Origin of the sequence: Halorubrum salinarum (assembly GCF_013267195.1) — an archaeon.
Taxonomy (GTDB): domain Archaea; phylum Halobacteriota; class Halobacteria; order Halobacteriales; family Haloferacaceae; genus Halorubrum; species Halorubrum salinarum.
Genome location: NZ_CP053941.1, coordinates 2,134,069 through 2,155,122 on the forward strand (window position 1 = coordinate 2,134,069; position 21,054 = coordinate 2,155,122).

General features: G+C 71.3%; 23 protein-coding genes. 13 read left to right on the forward strand and 10 right to left on the reverse strand.

Annotated elements, in window-relative coordinates; genetic code table 11:
* Positions 1-177 precede the first annotated feature (177 nt).
* Positions 178-384: a cold-shock protein gene (locus HPS36_RS10890; protein WP_004595330.1), complete on the forward strand. Its 207-nt coding sequence runs from the start codon at positions 178-180 to the stop codon at positions 382-384.
* 170 nt (positions 385-554) lie between these two features.
* Entirely contained in the window at positions 555-1,289 is a 735-nt protein-coding gene (radB, locus tag HPS36_RS10895; RefSeq protein ID WP_173230816.1) for a DNA repair and recombination protein RadB, read from the forward strand.
* A gap of 72 nt (positions 1,290-1,361) precedes the next feature.
* On the opposite strand, the gene HPS36_RS10900 is transcribed toward radB, so the two are convergent.
* Positions 1,362-2,501, reverse strand: a complete 1,140-nt coding sequence (locus HPS36_RS10900) for a CBS domain-containing protein (protein WP_173230155.1) — start codon at positions 2,499-2,501, stop codon at positions 1,362-1,364.
* A 126-nt stretch (positions 2,502-2,627) separates the two neighbouring features.
* On the opposite strand from HPS36_RS10900, the gene HPS36_RS10905 reads away from it, so the two are divergent.
* From HPS36_RS10905 to HPS36_RS10915, 3 genes are all read left to right on the forward strand, one after another.
* Positions 2,628-2,768, forward strand: coding sequence for a hypothetical protein (locus HPS36_RS10905; RefSeq protein WP_173230156.1), 141 nt, complete (start codon positions 2,628-2,630; stop codon positions 2,766-2,768).
* 57 nt (positions 2,769-2,825) lie between these two features.
* Positions 2,826-3,503, forward strand: coding sequence for an HAD family hydrolase (locus tag HPS36_RS10910; RefSeq protein WP_173230157.1), 678 nt, complete (start codon positions 2,826-2,828; stop codon positions 3,501-3,503).
* Positions 3,504-3,581: 78 nt separating this feature from the next.
* A complete protein-coding gene (locus tag HPS36_RS10915; RefSeq protein ID WP_173230158.1) occupies positions 3,582-4,331 on the forward strand; it encodes a hypothetical protein in 750 nt (249 codons plus the stop codon).
* A gap of 1 nt (position 4,332) precedes the next feature.
* Here the strand turns inward: HPS36_RS10915 and HPS36_RS10920 are convergent, their stop codons facing one another.
* Complete coding sequence (locus tag HPS36_RS10920; protein WP_173230159.1) at positions 4,333-4,872, reverse strand: hypothetical protein; 540 nt, start codon at positions 4,870-4,872, stop codon at positions 4,333-4,335.
* A gap of 217 nt (positions 4,873-5,089) precedes the next feature.
* On the opposite strand from HPS36_RS10920, the gene HPS36_RS10925 reads away from it, so the two are divergent.
* Positions 5,090-5,866, forward strand: coding sequence for an aldo/keto reductase (locus tag HPS36_RS10925; RefSeq protein ID WP_173230160.1), 777 nt, complete (start codon positions 5,090-5,092; stop codon positions 5,864-5,866).
* Between the two features lie 93 nt (positions 5,867-5,959).
* Positions 5,960-6,853 (forward strand): bifunctional methylenetetrahydrofolate dehydrogenase/methenyltetrahydrofolate cyclohydrolase, encoded by an 894-nt coding sequence (locus HPS36_RS10930; protein ID WP_173230161.1) that lies wholly within the window; start codon positions 5,960-5,962, stop codon positions 6,851-6,853.
* Between the two features lie 10 nt (positions 6,854-6,863).
* Here HPS36_RS10930 and HPS36_RS10935 read toward each other — a convergent pair whose 3' ends face one another.
* Positions 6,864-8,291, reverse strand: a complete 1,428-nt coding sequence (locus HPS36_RS10935) for a bifunctional metallophosphatase/5'-nucleotidase (protein WP_173230162.1) — start codon at positions 8,289-8,291, stop codon at positions 6,864-6,866.
* Between the two features lie 278 nt (positions 8,292-8,569).
* On the opposite strand from HPS36_RS10935, the gene rpl7ae reads away from it, so the two are divergent.
* From rpl7ae to ndk, 4 genes are read left to right on the forward strand one after another with little or no spacing between them, the layout of a single operon-like run.
* Positions 8,570-8,932: a 50S ribosomal protein L7Ae gene (gene rpl7ae, locus HPS36_RS10940; protein WP_004595322.1), complete on the forward strand. Its 363-nt coding sequence runs from the start codon at positions 8,570-8,572 to the stop codon at positions 8,930-8,932.
* Between the two features lie 6 nt (positions 8,933-8,938).
* On the forward strand, positions 8,939-9,163 hold the full coding sequence (locus tag HPS36_RS10945; RefSeq protein ID WP_004595321.1) for a 30S ribosomal protein S28e: 225 nt from the start codon (positions 8,939-8,941) through the stop codon (positions 9,161-9,163).
* Between the two features lie 3 nt (positions 9,164-9,166).
* Complete coding sequence (locus HPS36_RS10950) at positions 9,167-9,361, forward strand: 50S ribosomal protein L24e (RefSeq protein ID WP_004595320.1); 195 nt, start codon at positions 9,167-9,169, stop codon at positions 9,359-9,361.
* The gene (gene ndk / locus HPS36_RS10955) at positions 9,358-9,837 is read left to right on the forward strand and encodes a nucleoside-diphosphate kinase (protein ID WP_173230163.1); all 480 of its coding nucleotides are present in this window, start codon (positions 9,358-9,360) and stop codon (positions 9,835-9,837) included. The genes HPS36_RS10950 and ndk overlap by 4 nt, the downstream gene beginning before the upstream one ends.
* A gap of 161 nt (positions 9,838-9,998) precedes the next feature.
* Here the strand turns inward: ndk and HPS36_RS10960 are convergent, their stop codons facing one another.
* From HPS36_RS10960 to HPS36_RS10970, 4 genes are all read right to left on the reverse strand, one after another.
* The gene (locus HPS36_RS10960; protein ID WP_173230164.1) at positions 9,999-11,249 is read right to left on the reverse strand and encodes an outer membrane protein assembly factor BamB family protein; all 1,251 of its coding nucleotides are present in this window, start codon (positions 11,247-11,249) and stop codon (positions 9,999-10,001) included.
* Between the two features lie 87 nt (positions 11,250-11,336).
* Positions 11,337-12,080 carry a carbonic anhydrase gene (locus HPS36_RS10965; protein WP_173230165.1) on the reverse strand — a complete coding sequence of 248 codons (744 nt, stop codon included), beginning with the start codon at positions 12,078-12,080 and terminating at the stop codon, positions 11,337-11,339.
* Between the two features lie 86 nt (positions 12,081-12,166).
* Positions 12,167-12,301, reverse strand: coding sequence for a hypothetical protein (locus tag HPS36_RS17010; protein ID WP_268898302.1), 135 nt, complete (start codon positions 12,299-12,301; stop codon positions 12,167-12,169).
* A 70-nt stretch (positions 12,302-12,371) separates the two neighbouring features.
* Entirely contained in the window at positions 12,372-14,030 is a 1,659-nt protein-coding gene (locus HPS36_RS10970; RefSeq protein WP_173230166.1) for an ABC transporter substrate-binding protein, read from the reverse strand.
* A 143-nt stretch (positions 14,031-14,173) separates the two neighbouring features.
* Here HPS36_RS10970 and phoU point away from each other — a divergent pair, with 143 nt between their 5' ends.
* The gene (gene phoU / locus HPS36_RS10975) at positions 14,174-14,848 is read left to right on the forward strand and encodes a phosphate signaling complex protein PhoU (RefSeq protein WP_137715835.1); all 675 of its coding nucleotides are present in this window, start codon (positions 14,174-14,176) and stop codon (positions 14,846-14,848) included.
* Between the two features lie 155 nt (positions 14,849-15,003).
* Positions 15,004-15,348: a hypothetical protein gene (locus tag HPS36_RS10980; RefSeq protein WP_121562585.1), complete on the forward strand. Its 345-nt coding sequence runs from the start codon at positions 15,004-15,006 to the stop codon at positions 15,346-15,348.
* 69 nt (positions 15,349-15,417) lie between these two features.
* On the opposite strand, the gene HPS36_RS10985 is transcribed toward HPS36_RS10980, so the two are convergent.
* The 3 genes from HPS36_RS10985 to HPS36_RS10995 all read right to left on the reverse strand — a co-directional run bounded on the left by HPS36_RS10985 (position 15,418) and on the right by HPS36_RS10995 (position 20,877).
* Positions 15,418-16,824 (reverse strand): sensor histidine kinase, encoded by a 1,407-nt coding sequence (locus HPS36_RS10985; RefSeq protein WP_173230167.1) that lies wholly within the window; start codon positions 16,822-16,824, stop codon positions 15,418-15,420.
* A gap of 110 nt (positions 16,825-16,934) precedes the next feature.
* Entirely contained in the window at positions 16,935-19,400 is a 2,466-nt protein-coding gene (locus HPS36_RS10990) for a DUF2309 domain-containing protein (RefSeq protein WP_173230168.1), read from the reverse strand.
* Entirely contained in the window at positions 19,390-20,877 is a 1,488-nt protein-coding gene (locus HPS36_RS10995) for a proton-conducting transporter transmembrane domain-containing protein (RefSeq protein ID WP_173230169.1), read from the reverse strand. Before HPS36_RS10995 ends, HPS36_RS10990 begins: the two co-directional genes overlap by 11 nt.
* Positions 20,878-21,054 lie beyond the last annotated feature (177 nt).

The window sequence follows — 21,054 nt, forward strand, 5'->3', positions numbered from 1 at the left end:
ATGAACCCCGCGGCTGGTGGCGCGCGATGAACACGACCGCGGCCGCCAGAAGAGCCGGTTCGGCGGCCGTGAGCGGCCGTTCTCCGGAGACTGCGCGCTTGGACGAACGTCCGGAACCCCCGTGGTACCGTGACCCTCGCAAGGGTTATCCCCGAACCGGCTGTACGTTTATTTGTAATGGCAAACGGTAAGGTTGATTTCTTCAACGACACTGGCGGCTACGGTTTCATCTCGACTGACGACGGCGACCTCGACGACGACGAAGACGTGTTCTTCCACATGGAAGACGTCGGCGGCCCGGACCTCGAGGAGGGGCAGGAAGTGGAGTTCGACATCGAGTCGTCCCCCAAGGGACCCCGCGCGACGAACCTCGTCCGCAACTAACCCTTCACACCGCGGACGGCGCGTCCGCACGAACTACCGGATTTCGGCCGTCGCTCGACGCGATCGGCGCCATCTCCGTTTCTCTCACACTTATAATACCTCGACGAGCGACGGCCAATGTCGGTCACGCGACGGCTGTCCTCCGCTGAGCGACGCGATCGACCGTTTAAATACGAGCGCGGGCCAAGGCGGTTCCAGTGAGCGATCCGATCCCGACCGGCTGTCGACCGGTCGACGAGCTGATGGGCGGCGGCTTCGAGCGCGGCGTCGTCACACAGGTGTACGGCCCGCCGGCCGCGGGGAAGACGAACCTCGCGCTCGCCGCGGCGGTCGAGGTCGCGGCCGGCGGCGACCGCGCCCTCTACATCGACACCGAGGGCCTCTCCATCGACCGGTTCGAGCAGTTGGCCGAGGGGCGGCTCGACCGGGGCGACGGCGACGACGACCTCGACGCGCTCGCCTCGCGGCTGGTCATCTCGGAGGCGTACGACTTTGACGACCAGCGCGAGGCGGTCCGCGACGCCGAGGAGCTCGCCGAGGAGGTCGAACTGATCGTCTTAGACTCCGCGACGGGCTTCTACCGGCTGGAGCGCGCCGGCGACACCCAGGGCGGCGAGTCGCTCCGGAAGGTCGCAAAGCAGGTGACCCATCTCCTCTCTCTCGCCCGGCGTCACGACGTCGCCGTGGTGATCACGAACCAGGTATTCACCGACCCGGAGGGGGACCGGGACCGCGCGCTCGGCGGTAACACCCTCAACCACTGGACCGGCGCGATCCTCCGCGTCGACCGGTTCCGGGGCGGGAACCGCCGCGTGACCCTCGAAAAGCACCGGTCGAAGCCCGCGGGCGACACCGCGACCTTCCGGATCGTCGGCGACGGGCTCGCGGAGGGCGCGGACGGGTAGCCGACGCGGCGAGCGGCCGCGGGAGGCGGAAAAGAGGAGAGCGGTCGGTCGACCGGACGGCGGCCTACCGGCTCACAGCTCGCCGAGCTTCCGGAGGAGCTGGCCGCGGTACTCCTCGTCGGCGTTGACGCCCTTGATCTCTAAGACGTTCCGCTCTAACTTGTCGAGCGCGACGTGGAAGGCGTGCTCGGCGCCGTACCCCTCGCCGGAGCCGCCGACCTGTCCCTCGTTGGTGCGGAGGCGGATCTGACACTGGATCAGGGGCGTGCCGCGGAGCTTCTCCTTGTGCGCGTGGAGCCGAACGTGCGCGTGGATGACCTGCATCTCCGCGTACTTGTCCGCGACCTGCTCGATGGACTCGACGATGTGCTCGCGGCTGGTGCCCTCCAGCAGGTCGACGTTGGTGATCTGGACGTCCATCGAGTCCTCCTCGGTGAACGTGAGCGCGCGCAGCACGTCGGTCTTCGTCACCATCCCGGCGACGGTGTCGGCGCCCTCGGGCGTGACGACCAGCCCGGAGACGTCGTTGTCGAACATGCGCTGGACGACCGCCTGCGCGGTCTCGTCGTTCGTCGCCGTGACGACGGGGCTCGACATGATGTCGTAGACGGGGATGTCGAGCATCCGGTCGATGTCGCCGGCGCGGTCGCCGCTGCCCTGGCGCTCCTGGTCGCGGACGACGAACTCCACGATGTCGTTCGTGGTGACGACGCCGACGAGGTCGCCCTCGTCGTCGAGGACCGGGAGCCGGGAGACGCCGTTCTCTCGGAGGCGGTTGATCGCGCGACCGACGCTCTCCGTCTCGCCGATGCCGATCACGTCCTCGGTGGCGATCTGGGCGACGGTGATCGCGTCGAGGCTGTCGATGACGGCCTCGAGGATCTGGTCGACGGTGACGATCCCGTAGAGCTTCTCTCCCTCGTAGACGGGCGCGATCTTCACGTCGCCCTCGACGAGGAGCCGAGCGGTCTCGCGCACGTCCTCGTGCCGGTCGACGGAGGGCGCGGGCTTCATCACCGCCGACACCTTCGTGTCGTCCTCCATGCGCGACCGCATCAGCTGTTTCTCGCCGACGACGCCGGCGTACTCGCCGTCCTCGACGACGACGATCCCCTTGGGGTTCTCTCGCTCGAAGATAGAACGGACCTTGGCGAGCCGCTCGTCGACGTCGACCTCCACGTATTCCGCGACCGCGATATCAGAGATGTTCATAGTCCACTCTGAGAGTTCGACGGGCCGGGTATTGAAAGTGCGGGAGTCGTCGCGCCCGCCGACACGTCTCGTCCGATCACCGGAATCCGCCTGAAGGTATTTGGGCGTCGCCGACGAACCCGTTTCGTGAAGCTCTCGACCGCGCTGATCGCAGTCGGCGTCGCGCTGATCGTGATCCCGCTGCCGGTTCCGATCCCGTTCGTCGGCGTGATCGCCGGCGCGCTCGCGGTGCTTGCCGGGCTCTTCCTCCGCCTCTTCGGCGTGTGAGGCGCCGTCCCCCCGGCGTGTGAAAGCTTTTTGCCCGTTACCCCCGCACAGGGAGGCGTGTACGACGCCGTCGTCCTCGACAACGACGGGGTGTTGGTCGGACGGACGCCGTTCGACACGCTCCGCGAGGCCGCGTGGGACGCGTTCGTGAGCCTCGGCGTCGAGGACCCCGACCTCTCGCACGTCGACGACGTGGCCGTCGGCGTCGACCCCGCGACCCTGACCGACATCTGCGAGCGGTACGGGGTCGACCCGACGGAGTTCTGGCGGGTCAGGGACGAGACCGCCGCCGCGGCGCAGATCGGCGCGGCCCGGAAGGGGCAGAAGACGCCGTACGACGACGTGGACGCGCTCCGCGCGCTCGACGCCTCGCTCGGCGTCGTCTCCTCGAACCAGCAGGAGACCGTCGACGCCCTCCTCGACCACTTCGGGCTGGCGGGCCACTTCGAGGTCGCGTACGGTCGCGAGCCCTCGGTGGCCAGCCTCTCGCGCAAGAAGCCCTCCCCGTACTACCTCGAACGCGCCCTCGAGGACCTGGGCGCCGAGACGGCGCTGTTCGTCGGCGACAACGAGTCAGACGTGCGCGCGGCCGACAACGCGGGGATCGACTCCGCGTTCCTCCGCCGCCCGCACCGCCGGTCGACGGAGCTCGCCTGTCACCCGACCTACGAGATAGACGACCTCCACGACCTCGTCAGCATCTGCGGCCGAGCGCCGACCGACGGTCCGGCCTGACCGCCGACCCTCGCGGAAGACGCCGACCGACCTGGATTCGACCGCAATCCTGAACTGCGCGCCCGACGAGTCCGAGCCGTGTCCGCGCCCTCCGCCCGCGTCGGGTCGCGCCGACGCACCGACCGAGACGCCCTCGACGACGCGACCGCTCGCTACCGCCGCGCCGAACGCGCGGTCAGTTGGACGCTCGCGCTGCTCGCCGCCGGCGCCGTCCTCGCGGCCGTCACCGCGCTCTCCTTCTGGCCCGGCGTGGCGGTCGGCGGTCTCCTCTTGCTCGCGCTCCGCGCGCCCGCGTTCCGACGGCGCGGTACCGCGCGGCTCCGGACGGACGCCCCGCCGGCGACCGTCCTGCGCGAGTTCGCGTCCGCGAGGCCGCCGATCCTCGCGTTCCAGTGGGCCGTCGCCGACGAGGTGCGCGGAGTCGACGACGGCCCGGCCGACTCCGCCGACGGGGACGCGTCCGGAACGGCCGCGACGTACGAGTTCTCGTACCTCTTGGGGCTCAAGACGGTCGAGCTCGACCTCTCCGTCGACGTGAGCGACGGGGACGCGCTCGACGGCGCGGTCGACGGGGGCGAGCACGAGCGCCGGCCGGTCGCGACGGTCGAAATCGAGGGGACCGCCGGCGGGAAGGCGTGGGCGTCGTACGCGGTCGCGGTCCGCGAGGCGGCCGACGGCGGGAGCGTGGTCGACGTCGAACTGCGGCCGACGCGGCGGTTCGACCTCCGCCGCCTCCCGCAGGGACGGGTCGCGGAGCGGTACTACGCCGACGTGCTCGCCGCGCAGGGCTACGAGGTCGTCGAGCGGTCGGTGTCGATGACGCGGTGACTCACGCGACCAGTTCGGCCTTCGGCGCGTCGACGACGGTCCGGGAGACGCCCTCCGCGTCGGCCACGCCGCGGACCTCGATCCCGCGCAGCCGGAACGCGAGCGCCGCGTCGTTCCGGGCCGCGGGCGACCGAGGGTGAAGGACGGTCTCGCCCTCGTCGCCGTCGTCGTCGCGGACCACGACAACGTCGCCGTCCCTGAACTTGACGTACTGGGCATCGCGGGTCGACACCTCGACGCGGGCGTTCTGGAGCGCCGTGACGCCGGTCCCGGCGAGCGCCGTCGCGAGCGCGAACCCGGCCACCTCGATCCCCTCCCCGGACCCGGCGGCCAGCTCGATCAGGGCCCCGAGGAGGGCGATCCCGCTCGCGACGGCCGACCAGCCAACCTCGCGTCCGACTGGGGGCGCTCGGCCGCTCGCGAGGCGCCTGACGGTCGTCTCGGCCACGCGAGCGAGCCGCTTCCGAACGCGGATCTCGCCGGGGGCTACCTCGACTCGTCCCGCGGTCGTCGCGAACGACCACGTCCCGGTCCGGGTCACGCGGCGCGGGGATCGATCGACACTTGTTCGACGGGCGGCGCGGGCGGTGCGGACGGAGCGAGTCCGGCGCGGGGACTACGCGGAGGGCGGACTGACATCGACGGGCGGGGTTACGAACGCCGCTCACCTAAGTGATCCGTGGCCTCCGGGCGCCGCGTCGGACCGCGGTCGGGGACGTGACGGGAGGCTTTTGTCCGCGTCGCCCGGACCCCGGCGCATGGACCTCCCGCCGGTCGGCCTCGGAACGATGGGGATCGACGACCCGGACGCGGTCGCGACCGCGCTCTCGGTCGGCTACCGCCACCTCGACACCGCCCGAATCTACGACAACGAGGCGGTCGTCGGCGACGGGCTCGCCGCGGGACTGACCGCCGCCGACCTCGACCGCGACGACGTGACCGTCGCGACGAAGCTGTGGATCGACGACCTCGGGAGCGAGGCCGTCGCGCCCGCGGCCCGCGAGAGCGCGGAGCGGCTGGGGGTCGACGCGATCGACCTGCTGTACGTCCACCGGCCGCGCGGCGACTACGACCCCGAGGCGACGCTGCCGGCGCTCGACCGACTGGTCGAGGAGGGCCTCGTGCGGAACGTCGGCGTCTCGAACTTCGAGGTCGCGGACCTCGACCGCGCGGTTGAGGTCCTCGGTCGCCCGCCCGCCGCCCACCAGACCGAGCTCCACCCGCTGTTCCACCGACCGGAGCTGCTCGACCACGCCCGCGAGCACGGCTATCCTGTCGTCGCCTACTCGCCGCTCGCCGACGGGCGGGTGCGCGAGGTCGACGCGGTCGCCGAAGCCGCGGCGGCGCACGGGACGACGCCCGAGGCGGTCGCCATCGCGTGGGCCGCCGCCAAGGAGCCGGTGGTGACGATCCCGAAGGCGTCGAGCGAGGCGCACCTCCGGGCGAACCTCGCCGCGGCCGACCTCGACCTCACCGACGCGGAGGTCGCGGCGATCGACGCCGTCGAGCGCGAGGAAGAGCTGTTCCCCGAGTAATTGATCCTCATTCTTGTATACAATATTCGAAATTGGGAGGCTGATAACCACGATCCCGTATGATTTTTATCCCGCCGCCGTCGACATCCTCCCGTGACAGAGATCATCGACGGGGAGGCGGTCGCGGCCGACGTGCGCGGCGCGGTCGCCGACGAGGTGACGCGGCTCTCCGACGCCGGCGTCGAGCCGGGGCTCGCCACGGTGCTGATGAGCGACGACCCGGCCAGCGAGACGTACGTCTCGATGAAACAGCGCGACTGCGAGGAGGTCGGCATCGAGAGCTTCCACGTCGAGATCGACGCCGACGCCCCCGCGAGCGAGCTGTACGAGACGATCGACGACCTCAACGACCGCGGCGACGTCCACGGAATTCTGGTCCAACTCCCGCTGCCGGACCACGTCGACAAGCGGACGGTCCTCCGGCGGATCGACCCGGAGAAGGACGTGGACGGCTTCCACCCGGAGAACGTCGGCCGCCTCGTCGCGGGCGACGCCCGGTTCAAGCCGTGTACCCCCCACGGCGTCCAGAAGCTGCTCGACGCCTACGACGTGGAGACGGAGGGCGCCGACGCCGTCGTCGTCGGGCGCTCCGACATCGTCGGCAAGCCGATGGCGAACCTCCTGATCCAGAAGTCGCCGACCGGCAACGCGACGACGACGGTCTGCCACTCCCGCACCGAGGACCTGGAGGCGAAGCTGGCGGGCGCGGACCTCGTCGTCGCGGCCGCCGGCCTCCCGGAGTTCGTGGACGGCTCGATGCTGAAAGAGGGCGCGACCGTGATCGACGTGGGAATCAACCGGGTCGACGCGGACACGGAGAAGGGGTACGAGCTCGTCGGCGACGTTGACTACGAGTCGGCCAGCGAGGTGGCGGGGGCGATCACCCCGGTCCCCGGCGGCGTGGGGCCGATGACGCGCGCGATGCTCCTCTACAACACGGTGAAGGCGGCCGGCCTCCAGCGCGGCGTTGACGTGAACTTACCGTAGCGCTCGCCGCTCAGTCGTCGTCGGCCGCGGCGGCGCGGTTCCGGATCTCGATCCGGCCCTCGATCTCGGGGTCGATCCCCCGCTCGCGGGCGTAGTCGGCCAGCACCTCGTACTGGATGTCCGCCTCGTCGATCCGGTGGCGCTGGGCGAGCGTCGGGTACTCGTGTTCCGAGTGGAGCAGGTACTCGGAGACGGCGACCGTGTAGCGGGCGTCGGGGTCGATCGGCTCACCGCCGACGGTGGCCTCCAGGATTAGCTCGGCGTCGTCGTCCCAGACGACCCGGGCGTTCGAGACGTGGCCGTGCCACCAGTCGTCCTCGCCGAAGTCCACGTCGGGCGCGGCCATCTCGCGGAACACGTCGTGGAGCTCCGCGCCCGTGACCGACGCGAGCGCGACCGGTTCCTCGAACGGGATCAGGCTGATCAGGTCCGCCTTCGTCACGTCGCCGGCGAACGGGTCGCCCTGCCGGAGGCCGCCGGCGTTCGACAGCCCCACGTCGGCGTCGTGGACCCAGCGGAACGCGTCCGCGACGAAGTTGCCGACGCGGCACTCCCCGCCGTGGACCACGTCGCCGGTCCGCGCTATCGGCTCCGCGACCGTGTCGACGACCTCGTCGAGGTCGGCCGCGGCCATCCGCTCCGCGAGCGCGGCCTCGAGGCCGGGCGCGGGGTCGGCCCCGTCCGGCTCGTGGAGCGTCGCGGTCGGGGGCTCTGCGTCGAGGTCGACCTCCGCGACCGCCTCGCCGTTGACCCCGGGCCGGACGAGCAGGGTGTCCGCGACGACCTCGTTCCGGCGGCTGTGGACGTGGCCGCCGAGCACCGCGTCGACGTCGAGCTCGCGGGCGAGGTCGTCGTCGCCGGCGCCGAGGTGCGAGAGGACGACCACGTGATCGAGCGGGCCCGCGTCGCCGCCAGCCCTATTCTCCCCGCGCTCGGCGACCGCGGTCCGCATCTCCGCGAGCGCGTCGCGCGCTGCGGCGACGGGGTCGTCGAACGACAGGTCGGCGGCCATCGGGTTCAGCGAGTCCGTCGCGGGGTCGGTGACGCCGACGAACCCGACCGTCTCGCCGTCGACCTCCCGGGTCGCCCACGGGACGACGCCCTCGGCGCGCCCGAACGGTTCCCCCGCCTCGTCGCGGACGTTGGCGGAGACGAACGTCGCCGGCGAGTCGGCGACGAGGCCGCGGAGCGCGTCGGGGCCGTAGTCGAACTCGTGGTTGCCGAACGTGTCGAAGACGGTGTCGGTCGCCTCGTAGAAGTCGAGGACCTGCCTGCCGGTCGCGACCAGCGAGAGGACGCCCGGCGCGGTCGTGTCGCCCGTCCCGACGACCGCGGCGTCGGGGCCCGAGAGCGCGCGGATCCGGCCGGCGAGGCGGGCCGCCCGCTCCGGGGCGTCGAAGACGTTCTCGATGTCGGAGTAGTGAACGAGGCGGACCATTCGATGTGAAACGAGAGGGGCGAGCGGGGTTTAAAAATCGCGGAGTCGGTCGGCGCCCGCGCGGTCGGGGCGCGGCCGGATCGCGCGCCGTCCGTTCCCCCGCCCCTGGTTTCGCCCCGTGATCCCCGCTCGCACACGCGCAGGACATTGAAAGCGCTTTTATGGATGTCCGGACTACGACGGGGCACAGCCTCTGTGGGGTTGATGATGTGCCGTTCCGTTAGGGACCGACCACGGGACGGACACGCGAGCCTACACGGAGGATAGGTGAACAACATATGCCCGTTTACGTAGACTACGACACCCCGGCGGACCTCGCGGAGCGATCCCTCGAAGCGCTCGAGGTCGCCCGAGACACCGGCACCGTGAAGAAAGGAACCAACGAGACCACCAAGGCCGTCGAGCGCGGCAACGCCGACCTGGTCATCGTCGCGGAGGACGTCTCCCCCGAGGAGATCGTGATGCACCTCCCCGAGCTCGCCGAAGAGAAGGGGATCCCCGTCGCCTTCGTCGACACGCAGGACGAGGTCGGGCAGGCCGCCGGCCTCGAGGTCGGCTCGGCCGCCGCCGCCGTCGTCGACGCCGGCGACGCCGCCGACGACGTCGAGGACATCGGCGAGAAGGTCGCGGAGCTCCGATAACCTCCCATGAGCGCAGAAGAGGGCACCGGCGACTCGACGACCGCGGAGGTCATCGAGGTCGTCGGCAAGACCGGGATGCACGGCGAGGCCATGCAGGTCAAGTGCCGCATCCAGGAGGGATCGAACCAGGGCCGGATCATCACCCGGAACGTCCTGGGTCCCGTCCGTCTGGGCGACGTGCTCCAGCTTCGGGAGACCCAGCGCGACGCCGACTCCATCGGAGGCCGATAACCAATGGTCGAGACACGCACCTGCGATTACAGCGGTGAGGAGATCGAGCCCGGCACGGGCACGATGTTCGTCAAGAAGGACGGCACCGTCCTCCACTTCGTCGACTCGAAGGCGGAGAAGAACTACTTCCTCGGTCGCGAGGCGCGCGACGTCGAGTGGACCGAGGAGGGTCACCGAGCCGGAGGCGACGAGCAGTGAGCCACCACGACGAGCGCACCTTCGTGATGGTGAAGCCCGACGGCGTCCAGCGCGGCCTCATCGGCGAGATCGTCTCTCGCTTCGAGGACCGCGGGCTCAAGCTCGTCGGCGGCAAGTTCGTTCAGCTCGACGAGGAGCTCGCGAAGGAGCACTACGGCGAGCACGAGGACAAACCGTTCTTCGACGGCCTCGTCGAGTTCATCACCTCCGGCCCCGTCTTCGCGATGGTGTGGGAGGGCGCGGACGCGACCCGACAGGTCCGCGCGATGGTCGGCGAGACCGACCCGACCGAGTCCGCCCCGGGCACGATCCGCGGCGACTTCGGCCTCGACCTCGGCCACAACGTGATCCACGCGTCGGACCACGAGGACGAGGGCGCCAACGAGCGCGAGATCGACCTGTTCTTCGACGACGACGAACTCGTCGACTACGACCTCGACACCTCGGCGTGGGTGTACGAGGAAGAAGACCACTGACGCCGCTCGCGGATTTCACTTTTCGCCGCCGCCCCGCCCTCGGAGAGTCATCGCTCGCTCGACACACCGCGTTTCCGGTGAATTTCTCCGAGAAGCTCCGCTCGGTCGTCCGGTTTCCCCCAACGGACCGTATATAAACGACCGCGACGGTCCCTGCCGGCTCAGGTGTCGACCGCGACGGCGGTCCCGTCGTCCGCGACCACGATCACCTCGTCGCCGCCGTCGCCCGTCACGTCGGCGAACAGGGGGCCGCCGTAGACGACGACCTCGGCGGGGCCGCCCCGGGCGAGCACCTCGCCCTGCTGGGTCATCGCCAGCACCTCGCCGGCGCGGTTGACCACGACCGGCGCGCGCTCGCCGTTCCCGTCGACGTCGCCCATCCGCGGCTCGTTGATCCGGGTCGAGGCGCCGTACTGCTGTTTCCAGACCACCTCGCCGTCGAGGAGGTCGACGGCCCAGACGCTCCCGGAGCCGCCGACGTACACCCGACCGGGGTCGGCGTCCCCCACGGCGATCGGGCGGTCCTGGAGCTTCACCTCGTACCGGTTGGACCCGTCGCTGGTCTCGACGGTCTCGATGTTCCCGTTCGCGCCGCCGAGCGCCAGCACCGGTCCGTCGCGGCTGTCGGCCGCGTTCCAGCTCAGCGGGTTCACGCTCGGCTCCGTCGTCCAGCGCGTCCCGCCGCTGGCGTCGAGCATGTGGACCGTCGCGGGGTCGCCGGCGGTCGTCAGCACCGCCAGCCCGCCCCGCTCGCCGGCCTCGGCGGCGGGCTCGACGACGAGCGGTCGCCGGGCCACCTCGCCCGGTAGCGAGGCCTCCGCGACCGCGTCGCCCTCGCCGTCGACGACGAGGACGCCCCCGTCGGTCGTGACGGCGGCCACCTCCGCGCTTCCGTCGCCGGTGAGGTCGCCGACGGCGGGGCGGATCCCCGAGGGACCGCCGAGGTCGACCGCGAACCGCTCCGCGCCGTCGGCCGCGTCGACGACGAGTAGCTCGCCGGACGCGGTCGTGAGCGCGACGACCGGGTCGCCGCCGAGGGTGCCCGTCGCGAGTCCGCTGACGCCGACGGGATCGCCGGTGCCCTCGGAGCCGTCCCCGTCGTCGCCGCCGCCGCGCTCCGCGTCCGGGCCGGCGACCGGCACCGTCCACGGGGTCTCACCGGTTCCGACGACCGTCGCGCGGACGACCCGCGACCCGTTCTCGACCGCGGGCCGGAGGAGGAGCGGGTCGCCGTCGACGGTCGCGACCACGGCGCCGCTGCCGTCGTCGCCGGCCGCCGGCTCCGACTCCCACACGACCGTGGTCCCCGTGGTGGCGTCGTCGACGCCGACGAACGCGAACAGCGCCACGCCGACGCCGGTCGCCCCGCCGGCCAGCAGGATCAGCGTCGCGAACAGGACGCGTCGGTCCATTTGAACCCCCTTCGGGCGTCGCCGTGAAACGGTTGTCGGATGCAGCCCCCCGGCCCGCGCCGCGGGGAGCCGTGCCCAGGTCCGACCCTACCGCCCCAGCAGCGTCCCCACGTGGTCGGCGCGCTCCTCGCCGACGAGGTCGCGCAGCGCCGCGGGGTCGCGCTCGCCGTCGGCGTTGACGAGGTAGACGGCGCCGTCGCGGTCGCCGTACGCGCCGTGGAGGTCGTAGACGAAGCCGTACACGGTCGCGTCCGCCGCCTCCTCGCGCCCGCGGGCGAACGCGACCTGCTCGTGGACGTTGTGCTCGACGAGGCGGTCGCGGAGCGAGGGGCCGGCGCCGTCGCCCCGGTTCTCGCCCGCCGCATCCCCGCCTTTCCCGTCGGCCGCCCCGCCGCCGACCCGCGGATCGCTCAGCCCGTCCTCGACGATCGGTAGCAGCGCCTCGACGTCGGCGCGGACGCCCGGTTCGCTCGGGAACTCGCCCGTGCGGGCCGCCGTGAGTGCGGCGTCGACGGCGCCGCACCCGGTGTGGCCGACCACGGCGAGCACCTCGGTGTGGGTGTGTCCGAGCGGATACGCCACGCTCCCGTCGAGGACCCGCTCGCCGTCGACGACGGCGCTGACGCTGTTGCCGATGGCGCCGGACGTGAAGAGGTACCCCGGTTCGTCGACGGCGAACATCCCCTCCTGCGAGACGCGCGAGTCGGAACAGCAGACGGAGACCACGCCCGGCCGCTGGTCGTCGCGGTGCCGGTCGAAGGAGCCGGGCGGCAGCGCAGCGACGTGGTCGTCGTTGCGGTCGAGGAGGTCGGCGAGGATCCGGCTGTCCATACTGTCCCGACCGCACGCGGGAATAAAAAACGCCGTGCGCGGAGCCTCGCCGGGACGGGCCGCGTTCGCCGGCGGAGCGGCCGGCCTCAGGCGACGAGTCCGACGAGGGAGACCGCGAATCCGACGACGAACACCGCGAGGAGCGCGACCGTCGCGATCACGACCGCCGGGGCGAGGGCCTCCTCGTTCTCGTCGAGGACCACGTCTTCGAGGTTCTGCATGTGCGCCACCTCGTCGCCGCGGGGTTTGAACGCTTCGACCGAGCGCCGCGCTACCCGTCGAAGCGGTCGGTCACTCGTCGATCCACACGTTGTTGTAGTCGCTCAGCACCCGCGGGTTGTACTGCGAGCGCGGGTGGGCGACGAAGTCGTTGACGTAGTCGCGGACGCCGATGGAGACGCGCAGGCTGTAGCTGGGGAGGTGGACCCGGTCTTCGAGCAGCGTCGGGATGATCGACTCGTAGCGCTCGCGGCGCTCGTCGACGTCGCTTGCGCGCCGGGCCTCGACGATCTCGTCCATGAGGTCGTCGTTCTCGTAGTAGGTGCCGTTTGTGGCGCCGATCTGCCCGTCGTAGAACAGGTTGTACACGTACGAGTCCGGGTCGGGGCCGCCGAGCCACCCCAGCGCGTACATGTTGTAGTCGTCCTCGTTCCCCGTGCTGTACGAGTCGAGGAAGGTGCCCCAGTCGTAGCGGCGCACCTCCGCCTCGTAGCCGGCCTCGTTGAGCCCGTTCGAGACCGAGATCCCGATCTGCTCCCGGAGGTCGTCCGGCGGCACGATGATCCGGAAGGTGTAGTCCTCGGGCACGCCGGCGTCCGCGAGCAGCTCCGCGGCGCGGTCGACGTCGCGGTCGTGGGGAATATCTGCCCACTCGTCCACCGAGAAGTCCCACGAGTCCGCGACCGGGAGCGGTACCGGTCCGTAGTTGCGCTCGCCGGCCGGCTCGATGAAGTCGGAGACCGCCTGGTCCATCGAGACCGCGTAGTCGATCGCCTCGCGGACCTGCGGGTCCGCGGTCGGCCCCTCGTTGCAGTTGAACGCGAGGTAGTAGTAGGAGATGCCGGGCTCCGACTGGAGCGACATGTTGTCCGCGCTCTGGACCGTCTGCCACGTCTGCGGCGTGATCCCGTCCGCGACGTCCGACTGCCCGGTCTCCAGCGAGACGACGCGCGTCGTGCTCTCCGCGACCGGCTCGAACCGGAGCCGGTCCAGGTGCGGCAGCTCGTCGCCCCAGTAGTCGTCCCACTTCACCAGGTCGACGAACTCGCCTTCGGTCCAGTCGACGAACTCGAACGGCCCCGAGCCGACCGGCGATTCGAGGTTGAACGCATCCTTGTCCTCCTCCCGGACCGACTTGGGCACCACGTTCCGCGTCAGCCCGAGCGCGTAGAACGGGCCGTAGCCGTACTGTAAGTCGATCTGGACGGTCCGCTCGTCGATGACCTCCACCGCGTCGATCATGTCGACGTCCGGGGCGTTCGCGGTCTCCTCCTCGACCGGCGCCAGCAGCGAGTACCGGACGTCCTCCGCGGTGACCGGCTCGCCGTTCTGGAACCGCGGGCCGTCGCGCAGCTCCACGACGTACCGCGTCCCGTCGCGCTCGATCGTCGGCTCCTCGCGGGCGAGGTGCGGGACGGGGTCGGTGCCCTCGTCGTAGGCGTACAGCGGCTCGAACACCTGCGAGCACACCTGCTGGGAGTAGATGTCGTTGACGACGATCGGGTCGAACTCGATCGGCGACACCTGCTGGGAGTACACCAGCTCCCCGCCGCTGACCGGCTCGCTCCCGCCTCCGCTCTCGTCGTCCGTTCCGTTCCCGTTCGTCTCGGCGGTTCCGTTCCCCTCGGCGTCGGGGCCGCGGCCGGCGCAGCCGGCGATCGCCCCCGCCGTCACCCCGGTCGCGACGCCGCGCAGGACGCGCCGCCGCGACGGGTCGAGTTCACCTGACATGCCCTCCCCTATCGCTCCGGGGGATAAATCAGGAGACTCCGTGGCAGCGTTCGACCGTACGCCGGACAACCGGAGATTGTCGCCGAGAACCGACGGCCGCCGACGTGTTTTTGTGCGTTCGGCGTGGCGGATACGCCAACACGATGCCACGCGAACAGTACCAGACGAAGTTAGAGGGGCTCCGCGACGACGTGCTGTACATGAGCGAAGTGGTCGCCGAGCGCCTCCGCAAGGGGCTCGACGCCCTCGAACAGCAGGACGAGGAGTTAGGCGAAGAAGTGATCACCGGCGACGCCGAGATCAACGACCTCTACCTGGAGTTGGAGGGGCAGTGTACGGACCTCATCGCGCTCCAGCAGCCGGTCGCGGGCGACCTGCGGTTCATCGCCGCCTCGTTCAAGATCATCACGGACCTCGAACGGATCGCGGACCTCGCGACGAACCTCGGAGAGTACGCGAAGCGGGCGGACCGCGAGGTGTTCCCCGACGTCGACGTCCAGCGCATCGGCGACGACACGCTGGCGATGCTGGACGAGGCGATGGACGCCTACGCGGAGTCGGACCCCGAGCGCTGTTACGCGGTCGCCGAGGCGGACGACGACCTCGACGCCGCCTGCGAGGCCGCGAGCGACCTCGTCGTCCGCGACCTCATCGAGCGCGACGAACTCCGCGAGGAGGAGGACGTGGAGGCGACGATGCGGAACGTCTCGCGGCTCCTGCTCACGATCCGCGACCTCGAACGCGTCGGCGACCACGCGGTCAACATCGCGGCCCGGTCGCTGTACATGATCGAGAACGACGACGCACTGCTGTACTGACCGGCGCCCGTCCCCTTCCGATTTTCCGCCGCGTCGACGGTCCGGTCGCAGTCTCCGTCACCGACCCGGCACAGTCCGCTTCGCCGGCCCGAAACCTGTCACCGAGCCTGACGCTTCCCCCCTGTTATATCCGTCCGAGCGGCGAGGTCGGACGCATGGTTCTCGGAGCAATCGTCTCGTTCGTCGTCGCGCTGCTGGTCGGCGGCCTGGGCATCTACGTCAGCGGTCGGATCGTCGCGGGCGTCGACGACTACTCGCACGCCGTGGTCACGGCGCTGCTCGGCGCCCTCGCCTGGGCGCTCGGATCGCTGATCCCGCTGATCGGGCCGGTCGTCGCGCTGGTCGCGTGGGTGTGGGTGATCAAGTGGCGGTACCCCGGCGGCTGGAGGGACGCGGCGGTCATGGGACTCGTCGCGTGGGCCGCCGCCCTAGTCGTCATCGCCGTGCTGAACGGCGTCCTCGGGCTCGGGATCAGCGCGTTCGGGGTGCCCGGCGTCTGACCGAGGCGTCGCGGCCGGTTCCCCTCGACCGTCCGCCCGACGAACGGTCTCCTCACGGGACCGCGCCGATCAGGTCGCGATTTCGAACCGAGCGCCGGCGCCCGGGTCTTCGGTGACGCGGACCTCCCAGCCGTGCGCGTCGACGATCCGCTCGACGATCGCCAGCCCGAACCCGCTGCCGTCCTCCCGGGTCGTGTGTCCCTTCTCGAAGATCAGGTCGCGCTCCTCGGGCGGGATCCCCGGGCCGTCGTCCTCGATGAACACGCCGCCGCCGTCCGGCAGGACGCCGGCCGTGAGCGTGACTCCGCTGCCGCCGTGTTCGACGGCGTTCCGGATGATGTTCTCGAACGCCTGCGTGACCCGCGCGGGGTCGCACGCCAGCGTGACGCTGTCGGTCACCCGCAGCGAACTCTCCGGCGCCCGGACGTTCTCGTAGCTCTTCTCGACGATCTCCCGAAACGGAACGTCGCGCCGCTCGCCGAGCGTGCGGCCCTCCTTCGCGAGCGTCAGCAGCTCGTCGATGAGCGTGTCCATGCGGCCGACGGCGTCGAGGGCCGTGTCGATCCCGTCGTCCTCGATGTCCGACGCCGCGAGGCTGAGGTTCCCGGCCGCCACGTTCAGCGGGTTCCGGAGGTCGTGTGACACGGTCGCCGTGAACTCCTCCAACTGGTCGACAGTCTCGGTCAGCTCCCGGTCGTACAGCTTCCGGTCGGTGATGTCGCGCGTCAGCCCGACGAGCGAGGCGACCGCGCCGTCCTCGTCGGTGATCGGCTTACACCGCGACTCGACCCAGAGCCGCACCGAGTCGGACTTCTCGACGCGGTACTCGACCACCTGCGGCGTCCCCGCCGAGGCCGACTCCATCGCCTGCCGAACGCGGGCGACGTCGTCGCCGTGGATCTTGTCTAAGAACGTCGTCGGGTCGTCCCGGATCTCCGCCGCCGGCTGCCCGAATATCGCCTCGTGGCCGTCGTTGATGAACCGGAGCTCGTCCCACGTCGGCGAGAACACCCACCACACCTGGTCGGTCACGGCGGCGATCTCGCGGAGCCGCCTGTTCGTCCGGTCGCGCTCGCGCTGGGCCCGCCGGTGTTCGACGTAGGTGACGATCTTCCGCGCCAGCAGCGGCGCCTGGTTCTCGACGGCGTCCTGGATCACGTAGTCGGTGACGCCGGCCTCGATGCTCTCGCTCGCGACCGTCTCGGTCCCGGTGTTCGTGAAAAGCAGGAAGGGGAGGTCCGGCCGGTCCTCGCGGACCGACCGCAGGAACTCGACGCCGGTCACCTCCGGCATGTGGTGGTCGCAGAGCACGCAGTCGATCGCCCGTTCCGCCAGCAGCCGCTCCCCCTCGGCCGCTGAGTCCGCGGTCTCGATCCGGAGCCGGTCGCTCTCCGCCCGCAGCTGCCGCGAGACCAGCTCCCGGAGCTGATCGTCGTCGTTGACGTACAGCAGGTCAACGGGCCGTTCGCTCCTCATACCGCCGAGAACGACGCCTGACGCATAGGCGTTACCTCCCGACAATCACTTTTGATACCGCGCGGTCGGCGGCGCCGGGCGGCGGACCGGTCGTCGCCCGGGGGCGGCGCTCAGTCGTCCGCGACGGCGGGGGCCGCGCGCCGCTCGCGGGCGGGGTCGGCCGACTCCGGCGTCGGCGTCCACTCCAGCCCGCCGTCGTAGTGGAAGGCGCGGTGGTCGCGCGTCGGGTCGACGACCGTCAGCGAGAGCCAGCCGTTGTCCAAGAGCCCGGCCACCGACTCGTTGTCGGCCAGGACCTCGGTCACGCGGTCGACCGGCGCGTGGACGACCGTCGAGAGCCGGAGGGGCAGGTGGTACGGCTCGTCGGCGGCGGCCATGACCGACTGGAGCGGCAGGCCGGTCATCAGGTCGCCGCCGTTGCCCTGGTAGACGCCGACGTTCCCGACGGGGTTGTGCGTCACCTTCGACCCGCTGCCGTACGCCGCGTTGTCGACCGTCGAGAAGTAGTACTGCGCGTTGATCCACTGGGTGACGACCATCGGTCCGGTGAGGATCGCTTCGAGAGCGTCGCCGTCCGCGTCGGTCGCCCAGTCGTACGAGTGGAGGAAGGCGCGGCCGTCGAGGTCGAGCCCGTCCGTCAGATCGCGGGGCCCGACGACGAAGCCGGCGTTGCCGGCCAGCCCCCACTCGGGGCGCGTCTCGGCCCAGTCGCCGGCGCGGCGCTCGGTCTCCCGGACGCCCGTCCCCTCGGCGGCCCCGCCGGTGCGCTCGTCGGCGGCGCGCTCGCGGGCGGCGTCGAGGTCCGCGCGCAGCCGTTCGAGGTCGTCGGCGTGCGAGTCCGGCACGTCGCGGTCGTACAGCGTCACCTCGTCGGTCGTCGTGTTGTGTTCGGCGGCGAGGAAGACGGTGTCGTCGGGCACGTCGATCCCGCGCTCGCGTAATCCGTCCCTGACCTCGGGGTCGTTACAGATCGCGGCGAGCACGCGGGCGCTCGGGCCGCCCGGGTTGCCGGCGCAGGCGCCGCAGTCGAGGCTGGAGTCGTAGGGGTTGTTCGCCGTCTCGGCCGCGTGGCCCGTGAAGACGACCAGGCGGCCGAACGACTCCCACCCCATCAGCTCGAACGCGGTCGCGGCGTACTCGACCCGCTCGTCGCGAGACAGCCCCGTCGGGAGCCCCTCGCCGGCGTCGTCGTGTCCGTGGACGCCGGGCTCGCAGAACTCGTGGTCGCCCGGCACCGCGTCGTCGGCGCCGCCGAGCAGGTCGCGCACCCGGCCGGGGACGAGCGTGCGCGCGGCGAGCGCGAGCCCGTACCCGCTTCCGGCGCCCTCGACGAAGCTGAACGCGGTGGCGGGGTTCGACCGCACCGTCTCGATCACCTCGCCGGCGGCCTCACGGAGGCCGCCCCAGCGGTCGCGGCTCCTGCGCGCGGCGCCGTCCGTCGGGACCTCCTCGACGCGGTGCTGCGGGTCGAGGATCGGCGGACAGGCGTCGACGGACACGTCGGCGTCGTAGCCGCTGTACTCCATCGGGACGCCGAAGAAGCCGGCGTACCCGTGCGTCTCGTAGTCGCCGGTCGCCTCGACGTGCCGGCGGATCACCTCCGAGCGCGTGTCGATACAGAAGACCAGCTGGGCGTCCGGGCGACCCGACGCGCCGCCGTCGGCGCGCGCCCCGCGCTCCTCCCCGCGGGCCTCGCTCTCGGCGGCGACGCGCTCGACGAGCCCGTCGCGGTACGTCGCCTCCCACGCGCTCAGGAACGCGTCGGCGATCTCGTCGCTCGGCTCGACCGCCGGCCCGTCGGTCTCGGGCGGCGAGAGGTCGACCCCGAGGGCGTCCGCCAGCGCGAGCCGCGCCGCGAGGTACCCCGTCAGCGTGATCGGGTACGCGGACTGCCACGCGCCGCCGTCGTCGGCGCGCCGCTTGAGCAGGCCGGTCCACCCGGGGAGCGCGGCGAACTGCGCCTCGAAGACGGCCGCCCACCGCTCGCGGGGATACGGCGCCAGCGCGGCCTCGATCGCCTCGGTCGGCGACGCCGGCAGGTCGGCGACGAGCCCGTCGTCGGGGATCTCGTCGTCGTGGCGGGCCACAGAGCGGAACGCGTCGTAGAACCCCGCCTCGCGGTTCGGCATCGCCCACTCGGCCTGCCCCTCGTCGAGGAACGCCGAGAGCCACTTCGTCAGCACGCGGTCGACGCGGTCGGCGCCCGCGTCCGAGCCGTCCGCCTCGCCGGCGCCGCTGGCTCCGTCCGCGTCCTCGGCGGCCGCCAGCCGCTCCAGCATGGCCTCGGGGTCCGCCTCGTACCCCCGGTCGGTCAGCTCCGCGTCGAGGCGCTCCGGGTCGATCCGCCCCTCGTCGAGGGCCGCCCGGAACGTCTCCGCGCGCGGGTAGCCGCGACCGCCGAGGAGGTCGGCCGCCTGGCTCACGGCCTCGTCGAACGGCAGGTCCTCGAAGCCGGCGAGGGGGTTCGCGGTCACGAACGAGTGGACCGGCCAGACCGAGCCCACCGCGGTCGCGGCCGCGTCGATCTCCGCTTCGATGTCGTCAGCGTCGTCGTCGGTACCGGTCTCAGTTGTCATTGTACTCCTCCGTGGCGGTCAGGACGGTGTTCGGGGCCGGTTGGCCCGCGTTCAGCAGCGCGACGTAGAGGCGCTCGCTCCGCTCGTGGACGCCGGTCTCGACCGCGACGTACGCCGCGAGGAAGGCGACGGCGACGACGGCGTGGAGCGCGGTCAGCTCGGTCGGCGCGGAGACGAGCGGGAGCCCGGAGAGGACCCCCGAGACGGCCCGGTACGCGAGCGCGTACACGCCGATGGCCGGGAGCGCGACGAGCGGGACCGCCGCGTAGCGGGCCGCCGTCGAGAGGGCGGTCTGCCGGACGGCGCTCCGGGCCGCGTGGAGCGTCGTGAGCGTCACGAACCCGGCGAGCAGCAGCCCGGTGTCGACGCTCGTCCCCTTCCCCGTCAGGAGCGCGAACGTCGCGCCGCCCGCGAGCCCCGTCAGCAGGACGACGACCGCGCCGGCGACGCCCGTTCCGCCGGCGTCGTGGTCGGCCTCCCCCGGAGCCGCGCGCTCGACCTCGTCGCCCGCGCTCAGGAAGTGGTACGCCTTGTAGAAGCCGTGGAGGATGAGGTGCGTCACGGCGGCGCCGAAGAAGCCGAGCCCGGCCTGGACGATCATGAAGCCCATCTGCCCGACCGTCGAGCAGCCCAGTTCGCCCTTCACGTCCGCCCGGACGGTCTTGAGCAGCTTCCCGGCCAGCGCGCTCGCGGCGCCGACGACCACGACGGCGAGCATGAGCCCGGTCTCGACGGTCACGACGGGCGCGAACCGGGTCAACAGGATCCCGCCCGCGTTGACGAACCCGGCGTGCATCAGCGCCGAGGCGGGGGTGGGGGCGGTCATCGAGGAGAGCAGCCAGCCGTGGAACGGGACCAGCGCCGACTGGATCATCGCCGCGAGGACGAGCGCGGCGCCGGCGACGAGCCACGCGGGCCCGCCGAGGGCGTCGGCGCTCGCGGCGACGCCGGATATCGTCGTCTCGCCCGTCGTCCGCCACAGCGCCGTCAGCGCGACGCCGAGCAGCGCGCTGCTGGCGAGGAAGTGACGCCGGGCGACGCCCGCGGCGGCGCGGGCCTGCGGCCAGCCGTCGACGGTGCCGACGAGCCGGGCCATCAGGAGCCCCATCGCCAGCCAGCAGGTCCAGAACAGCGCGACGTGGTCGGCCGCGACGAGCGCCATCACGGCGAGCGTGAACCCGAAGACGCCGAGGAAGAAGTCGGTCTCGTGGGCGTCCCCGGCCATGTAGCGGCGCGAGTAGCTGTGGACGATCCCGCTGAAGAACGTGACCACCACCCACATCAGGACGGTCAGCCCGTCGACGGCGACCGCGCCGGGAATCTCCCACACCCCGCCGAGTCGGAGTCGGGCGACGAGGACGGCGACGCTCGCGGCGAACAGCGTCCACGCGAGCCGGGTTAATGCGACGGGAAGTGACGAGGTTTCGGCCGTCTCCCGGAGCGCTCCGACCGTCGGTTTCGAGGTGCGTCCTGACATCGTTCGAGTCGTCACGCGACCGCCGTCGGAGTCCGGACCGCGTCCGGATCCGAATTCGGTCGCATCTACTCCCCCTCGAGAACGCACCGTCTATTAAAATTGTCTGTATTCACAATTCGTTCGATTATCTCGCATTATAGAACATTATGGTTACCGACTCGCGAGCGCACAGCGGAC

What these genes read in the sequence shown, in the direction of transcription:
- HPS36_RS10890 (WP_004595330.1), top strand. Translation starts at nt 178, where the DNA reads ATGGCAAACGGTAAGGTTGATTTCTTCAACGACACTGGCGGCTACGGT.
- HPS36_RS10900 (WP_173230155.1), bottom strand. Translation starts at nt 2,501, where the DNA reads ATGAACATCTCTGATATCGCGGTCGCGGAATACGTGGAGGTCGACGTC.
- HPS36_RS10925 (WP_173230160.1), top strand. Translation starts at nt 5,090, where the DNA reads ATGGACCTCCCGCCGGTCGGCCTCGGAACGATGGGGATCGACGACCCG.
- HPS36_RS10935 (WP_173230162.1), bottom strand. Translation starts at nt 8,291, where the DNA reads ATGGTCCGCCTCGTTCACTACTCCGACATCGAGAACGTCTTCGACGCC.
- rpl7ae (WP_004595322.1), top strand. Translation starts at nt 8,570, where the DNA reads ATGCCCGTTTACGTAGACTACGACACCCCGGCGGACCTCGCGGAGCGA.
- HPS36_RS10945 (WP_004595321.1), top strand. Translation starts at nt 8,939, where the DNA reads ATGAGCGCAGAAGAGGGCACCGGCGACTCGACGACCGCGGAGGTCATC.
- HPS36_RS10950 (WP_004595320.1), top strand. Translation starts at nt 9,167, where the DNA reads ATGGTCGAGACACGCACCTGCGATTACAGCGGTGAGGAGATCGAGCCC.
- HPS36_RS10960 (WP_173230164.1), bottom strand. Translation starts at nt 11,249, where the DNA reads ATGGACCGACGCGTCCTGTTCGCGACGCTGATCCTGCTGGCCGGCGGG.
- HPS36_RS10965 (WP_173230165.1), bottom strand. Translation starts at nt 12,080, where the DNA reads ATGGACAGCCGGATCCTCGCCGACCTCCTCGACCGCAACGACGACCAC.
- HPS36_RS17010 (WP_268898302.1), bottom strand. Translation starts at nt 12,301, where the DNA reads ATGCAGAACCTCGAAGACGTGGTCCTCGACGAGAACGAGGAGGCCCTC.
- HPS36_RS10970 (WP_173230166.1), bottom strand. Translation starts at nt 14,030, where the DNA reads ATGTCAGGTGAACTCGACCCGTCGCGGCGGCGCGTCCTGCGCGGCGTC.
- phoU (WP_137715835.1), top strand. Translation starts at nt 14,174, where the DNA reads ATGCCACGCGAACAGTACCAGACGAAGTTAGAGGGGCTCCGCGACGAC.
- HPS36_RS10980 (WP_121562585.1), top strand. Translation starts at nt 15,004, where the DNA reads ATGGTTCTCGGAGCAATCGTCTCGTTCGTCGTCGCGCTGCTGGTCGGC.
- HPS36_RS10985 (WP_173230167.1), bottom strand. Translation starts at nt 16,824, where the DNA reads ATGAGGAGCGAACGGCCCGTTGACCTGCTGTACGTCAACGACGACGAT.
- HPS36_RS10990 (WP_173230168.1), bottom strand. Translation starts at nt 19,400, where the DNA reads ATGACAACTGAGACCGGTACCGACGACGACGCTGACGACATCGAAGCG.
- HPS36_RS10995 (WP_173230169.1), bottom strand. Translation starts at nt 20,877, where the DNA reads ATGTCAGGACGCACCTCGAAACCGACGGTCGGAGCGCTCCGGGAGACG.